This window comes from Pseudomonas sp. 2VD, assembly GCF_005503585.1.
GTDB classification, from domain to species: Bacteria; Pseudomonadota; Gammaproteobacteria; order Pseudomonadales; family Pseudomonadaceae; genus Pseudomonas; species Pseudomonas aeruginosa.
Genome location: NZ_SCND01000365.1, coordinates 1 through 5,890, shown reverse-complemented (window position 1 = coordinate 5,890; position 5,890 = coordinate 1). Strand labels below are relative to the sequence as shown.

Sequence of the window (5,890 nt, the reverse complement as noted above, 5' to 3'; positions counted from 1 at the left end):
ACGTGAACATGCCGGGCATGGACGGCTACGAGGTCTGCCGACGGCTCAAGGCCGATCCGCTGACCCGCGACATCCCGTTGATGTTTCTCACTGCCCGCGCCGATCGCGACGACGAGCAACAGGGCCTGGCCCTGGGCGCGGTGGATTACCTGGGCAAGCCGGTGAGCCCGCCGATCGTCCTGGCGCGGGTGCGCACCCACCTGCAACTGAAGGCCAATGCCGATTTCCTGCGCGACAAGAGCGAATACCTGGAACTCGAAGTGCGCCGTCGCACGCGCCAACTGCAACAGTTGCAGGACGCCGTCATCGAAGCCCTGGCGACCCTTGGCGATCTTCGCGACAACCCGCGTAGCCGCCATCTTCCGCGTATCGAGCGCTATGTCAGGCTGCTCGCCGAGCACCTGGCGGCGCAGCGGGCGTTCGCCGACGAGCTGACTCCGGAGGCTGTCGACCTGCTGAGCAAGTCGGCGCTGTTGCATGACATCGGCAAGGTCGCGGTGCCCGACCGGGTCCTGCTCAACCCCGGGCAACTGGACGCCGCCGACACCGCCCTGCTACAGGGCCATACCCGCGCCGGGCGCGACGCCCTGGCCAGCGCCGAGCGGCGGCTCGGCCAGCCTTCCGGGTTCCTCCGCTTCGCCCGGCAGATCGCCTACAGCCATCACGAACGCTGGGATGGCCGGGGCTTTCCGGAGGGCCTGGCGGGCGAGCGGATTCCCCTGGCGGCGCGGATCGTCGCCCTGGCCGACCGCTATGATGAACTGACCAGCCGGCACGCCTACCGGCCGCCGCTGGCACACGCCGAGGCGGTGCTGTTGATCCAGGCCGGCGCCGACAGTGAATTCGACCCACGGCTGGTGGAGGCCTTCGTCGCCGTGGCCGACGCTTTCGCCGAGGTTGCCCAGCGCTACGCCGACAGCGCCGAGGCGCTGGACGTGGAGATGCAGCGGCTGGAACAGGCGGTGGCGGAAAGCATCGAACTCACCGCGCCACCGGCCTAGTACGCCGATCGGTGCGCAGTCCGGCGGAAAGCCGGCGCGTCCGGCTGTGCTCGGCACGGCGTTTGCCGTATAACGTCAGACCCTTTGCCTTCCACATTGGCCCCGAGGAACCGCGTAGCACCGATGAAGACACCCAGACGCCTGGAACCGTTGATCGAAGACGGTCTGATCGACGAGGTCGTGCGCCCGCTGATGAGCGGCAAGGAAGCCTCGGTCTATGTGGTGCGTTGCGGCGACAGCCTGCGTTGCGCCAAGGTCTACAAGGAGGCCAACAAGCGCAGCTTCCGCCAGGCCGCCGAGTACCAGGAGGGCCGCAAGGTCCGCAACAGCCGCCAGGCGCGGGCCATGGCCAAGGGCTCGAAGTATGGCCGCCGCGAACAGGAGGAAGCCTGGCAGAATGCCGAAGTGTCGGCCCTGTTCCGTCTCGCCGGGGCCGGTGTGCGGGTGCCGAAGCCCTATGATTTCCTCGATGGCGTGTTGCTGATGGAACTGGTGGCGGACGCCGACGGCGATGCTGCGCCGCGTCTCAACGACGTGACGCTGGAGCCCGACGAGGCACGGCGCCACCACGCTTTCCTGATCCGCCAGATCGTTGCCATGCTCTGCGCCGGCCTGGTGCACGGCGACCTCTCCGAGTTCAACGTCCTGCTCGGTCCGGATGGCCCGGTGATCATCGACTTGCCGCAGGCGGTCGACGCGGCCGGCAACAACCATGCGTTCAGCATGCTCGAACGCGACGTCGGCAACATGGCCGCCTACTTCGGCCGCTTCGCCCCGGAACTCAGGCAGACCCGCTATGCCAAGGAAATGTGGGCGCTCTACGAAGCCGGCGAGCTGACAGCGGAAACCCCGCTCAGCGGCACCTTCGTCGAAGCCGAAGAGGCCGCCGACGTGCGCGCGGTGCTCCGCGAGATCGAGGCCGCGCAGCGCGAGGAGGCGCGTCGCCAGGCGCTGCGCCAGGCCGACGACGCGCCGCGTGGCGAGCGCGAGGAACCGCCGCCGCCCTGGTTGCAGTGAGCGGCTGGCGGATGTTTTTTCCCGCCAACTGTATCGCGACCCTTGCGCACGCAACTGCTAGCGTGGCCTGAAGTTTTCCGGAGGCCGCCATGCCTGTTGCACATATCCTGCTCGCCCTGCTGGTGACCCTGATCTGGGGTCTGAACTTCGTCGTGATCAAGGTCGGCCTCGGCGACTTCCCGCCGCTGTTGTTCTGCGCCCTGCGCTTCGCCCTGGCGGCGCTGCCGCTGCTGGTCCTGCGCGGGCCGATGCCGGCGCCGTTCGGACGCATCCTGCTGATCGGCGTGCTCCTCGGGGTGGTCAAGTTCGGCCTGCTGTTCGTCGGCATGGCCCAGGGCATGCCGGCCGGGCTGTCGTCGCTGGTGCTGCAGAGCCAGGTATTCTTCACCATCCTCATCGCCGCCCTGTGGCTGGGCGAGCGGCCGTCGCCGCGCGGGTTGTTCGGCCTCCTGCTGGCGGCGGCGGGGCTGGTCCTGATCGGCCTGGAGCGGCCGCTGGGAGACAGCCTGCTGGCATTCCTGCTGGTGGTTGCCGCGGCGCTGGCCTGGTCCTTCGCCAACATCGCCACCAAGCGTTCCGGGGCCACCGACATGCTGCGCCTGATCTGCTGGGTCAGCCTGGTCCCGCCTTTGCCGCTGCTGGCGCTTTCCTATCTATTCGAAGGTCCGCACGCCATCGAGCGCGCCGTGCTGAACATGAGCTGGGGCGGCTTCGGCGCGCTGCTCTACATCGCCTTCGGCGCGACCACGGTGGGCTTCGCCATCTGGAGTTTCCTCCTGCGCCACTACCCGGCCAGCCTGGTGACGCCGTTCGCCCTGGCGGTGCCGGTGTCGGGCATGCTCGCCGGCTGGCTGCTGCTCGGCGAACGCCTCGACCTGGACAGCCTGCTGGCCTGCGCGCTGGTGTTCGTCGGGCTGGCCATCACCCTGTTGCCGGCCAGCCTGCTGCGACGCTTCGCCTGGCCGGTGCGGCGGGTGGGATGAAAACGGCGGAAGACATCCTCGCGCTGATCGCCGCCGATTCCTCGCGCCTGCATCTGCTCCGCGTGCTGCGCGAGGTCGGCCCGGAGGGCGCCTGGATCGGCGCCGGCTTCGTGCGCAACGCGGTATGGGACCATCTGCATGGCTACGGCGAAGCCACGCCGCTGGCGGACATCGACGTACTTCATTTCGCCCCGCGGGCCCTCGACCCGCAGGCCGACGCCGACTTCGAGGCCGCGTTGCGCCGTCGCTGCGAGGCGCCCTGGTCGGTGAAGAACCAGGCGCGCATGCACCTGCGCAACGGCGACCGGCCCTACCGGGATTGCGCCGATGCGCTGTGCCACTGGGCGGAAACGTGCACGGCGGTGGCGCTGCGACTCGTCGGCGAACGCCTGGAGCTACTGGCGCCGCTGGGCGTCGACGACCTGCTGGCGCTGAAGGTGCGGCCCACCGCGCATTTCGCCGGCAAGCCGGAGGTCTACCGGCGGCGCCTGCGGGAGAAGAACTGGACGGCGCGCTGGCCGCTGCTGGATATCAGTGGCAGCAGCCAGACGCCAGATCCTTGAGGATCGGGCAGTCGGGGCGGTGGTCGCCCTGGCAGTGCTCGACCAGGTCCTGCAGGGTGTCGCGCAGGGTGCTGAGTTCCTCGATCTTGCGGTTCAGCTCGCGCACGTGCTGCGCCGCCAGGGCCTTGACGTCGGCACTGGCGCGCTGGCGATCCTGCCAGAGGGTGAGCAGCTTGCCGACTTCGTCGAGGGAGAAACCGAGGTCCCGCGAACGGCGGATGAACGCCAGGGTATGCAGGTCGTTCTCGTTGTAGTGGCGGTAGCCGCTGGCGCTGCGTCCGGCCGGGCGGAGCAACTCGATGGACTCGTAGTAACGGATCATCTTCGGCGTCAGTCCGCTTTTCTTCGCCGCTTCACCGATATTCATCCGGGTCTCCTGGGAGGTTGCGAAGCCGCTAGCCTATCCCTTTCCCGGCCAATGCGCAGGCTATCAGATATGTGACCGCCCGCTGTCCGGACCTCTGGCCGGCGGCCGCGTCGCGTCCGGCTGGGTCTTCGGCAGGAACACCTGTACTTCCAGCCCTTTGCCCTCCAGTCCCTTGCCCAGGCCGATACTGCCGAAGTGCAGTTCGACGATGCGCTTGACGATCGGCAGGCCCAGGCCGCTGCCCTCGCCGCTGCTGGTGGCGGGGCTGCGGTAGAAGCGGGTGAAGATCGCCTGCTGCTCTTCCAGGGCGACCCCGGGGCCGTTGTCGCGCACCCGCAGCACGGCGTGCTGGGCGCGATTCTCGACGCGGATCTCGACCTGGCCCCCAGCCGGTGTGTAGCGCAGGGCGTTGCCCACCAGGTTGCCGACCATCGCCTTCAGCCACAGGTCGATGCCCATCACGTGCACGGTCTCCTGGTGCAACGACAGCTCGATGTCCTTGTCGATGGCCTGGCGCGCCAGTTCGGAGAGTACGTCTTCGGCCAGGGTGGCGAGGTTGACCGGGTGGAATTGCTCCAGCAGGGCGTCGCCGTCGAGGCGGGCGAGAAGCAGGATCTGCTCCATCAAGGTGCTGATCCGCTCGACGCTGCGACTGACTTGCAGCAGGCCGCGGGCGTGGGCCTTGGGGTCTTCCGAACGCAGCGCGACCTGGGCATGGGTGCGCAGGCTGGCCAGCGGCGTGCGGATCTCATGGGCGGCGTCGCTGGTCAGTCGGCGTTCGGCCTCGAGGGCGGTGCGCAGGCGCTCCAGCAGGAGGTTGAGTTCGTCGATGAGGCCGCGGATCTCCAGCGGCACCGCCTCCACCGCGATCGGCTGCAGGTGTCGCGCGGAGCGCTGCTGGACCTCGGCCTGCACTTCGCGTAGCGGCGCCAGGCCGCGGGCAACGCCGAACCAGACCAGGCCGCCGAGCAACGGCAGCGCCAGCAGCAGCGGGAACAGCGAGTAGAACAGCAGCAGGTTCATGGTGTGCTGGCGGTAGATCAGGTTTTCGCTGATCCAGATCTGGAAGCCGTCGATATTCAGCTGGAGCACCCGCCAGTGGGTGCCCTGGGCTTCCACGGTGCTGAAGCCGGGGCCCTGGGCCGTGATCTCCGGCGGCAGGTTGAGGCTCGACAGCAGCGGCTGGCCGTCGCGCCACAGGGCGTAGCCGAGGGCGCTTTCGCGGCGCAGCAGGGGCAGGCCCTGGATCGCCTCGCGGCTGCGTTCGATGATCTCGGTGATCGAGCCGTCCTCGCTGGCCTGGTCTTCGGTGGCAAGGTCGAGCAGGCGCAGGGCGGCTTCGCCGAAGTCCACCATGTCGTCGTCGAACAGGCGGTTCACCTGCTTCAGCGAGAGGTGGTAGGTCAGCGCCGCCACGCTCAGCCAGCACAGCACGAAGCCGACCAGCAGGTTGATCAGCAGGCGCCGGCGGACGGAGGGGGCGGCGGTACGCGGCATCGGAGGACTCCGGTAGGCGGTTTTCAGGGCGCCGGCTGGTCGATGCCGTAGCCGATGCCGCGGACGGTGCGGATCAACTGGTTGCCGAGCTTGCGCCGCAGGTGATGGACATGGACCTCGATGGCGTTGCTCTCGACGTCGCCGCTCCAGCCGTAGAGGCTCTGCTCCAGTTGGTTGCGCGAGAGCACCTTGCCGCTGTTCTCCAGCAGCAGGCGCAGCAGCGCGTATTCGCGCGGCGCCAGTTCCACCGCCTGGCCGGACAGGGTCACCTGGTGGGTCGCCGGGTCCAGGCGCAGCTCGCCGTGCACCAGTTGCGGCAGGGCGCGACCGGTGGTGCGGCGGGTCAGGGCGCGCACCCGTGCCTGCAGTTCGTCGAGATCGAAGGGCTTGGTCAGGTAGTCGTCGGCACCGCTGTCGAGCCCGGCGACCCGGTCGGCCACCTTGTCCCGCGCGGTGAGCAGC

7 protein-coding genes are annotated in these 5,890 nt (G+C 68.8%); 4 read left to right on the top strand and 3 right to left on the bottom strand.

Going from position 1 to position 5,890, the window contains the following annotated elements; all coding sequences use genetic code 11:
* The 4 genes from FFS27_RS27175 to FFS27_RS27160 all read left to right on the top strand — a co-directional run.
* A partial coding sequence (locus FFS27_RS27175) for a cyclic di-GMP phosphodiesterase (RefSeq protein WP_137952331.1) occupies positions 1-1,001 on the top strand: 1,001 nt, incomplete at its 5' end.
* Between the two features lie 123 nt (positions 1,002-1,124).
* On the top strand, positions 1,125-2,018 hold the full coding sequence (locus tag FFS27_RS27170) for a PA4780 family RIO1-like protein kinase (RefSeq protein WP_023087844.1): 894 nt from the start codon (positions 1,125-1,127) through the stop codon (positions 2,016-2,018).
* Between the two features lie 89 nt (positions 2,019-2,107).
* Positions 2,108-3,001 (top strand): EamA family transporter, encoded by an 894-nt coding sequence (locus FFS27_RS27165; protein ID WP_003135252.1) that lies wholly within the window; start codon positions 2,108-2,110, stop codon positions 2,999-3,001.
* Positions 2,998-3,564, top strand: coding sequence for a nucleotidyltransferase family protein (locus FFS27_RS27160; protein WP_003111297.1), 567 nt, complete (start codon positions 2,998-3,000; stop codon positions 3,562-3,564). The genes FFS27_RS27165 and FFS27_RS27160 overlap by 4 nt, the downstream gene beginning before the upstream one ends.
* Here the strand turns inward: FFS27_RS27160 and cueR are convergent.
* The 3 genes from cueR to pmrA form a co-directional block, all read right to left on the bottom strand.
* Positions 3,533-3,931: a Cu(I)-responsive transcriptional regulator gene (cueR, locus tag FFS27_RS27155; protein WP_003095248.1), complete on the bottom strand. Its 399-nt coding sequence runs from the start codon at positions 3,929-3,931 to the stop codon at positions 3,533-3,535. The genes FFS27_RS27160 and cueR overlap by 32 nt on opposite strands.
* Positions 3,932-3,994: 63 nt before the next feature.
* Entirely contained in the window at positions 3,995-5,428 is a 1,434-nt protein-coding gene (gene pmrB / locus FFS27_RS27150) for a two-component system sensor histidine kinase PmrB (RefSeq protein ID WP_015647995.1), read from the bottom strand.
* A 23-nt stretch (positions 5,429-5,451) separates the two neighbouring features.
* A partial coding sequence (gene pmrA, locus FFS27_RS27145) for a two-component system response regulator PrmA (RefSeq protein WP_137952330.1) occupies positions 5,452-5,890 on the bottom strand: 439 nt, incomplete at its 5' end.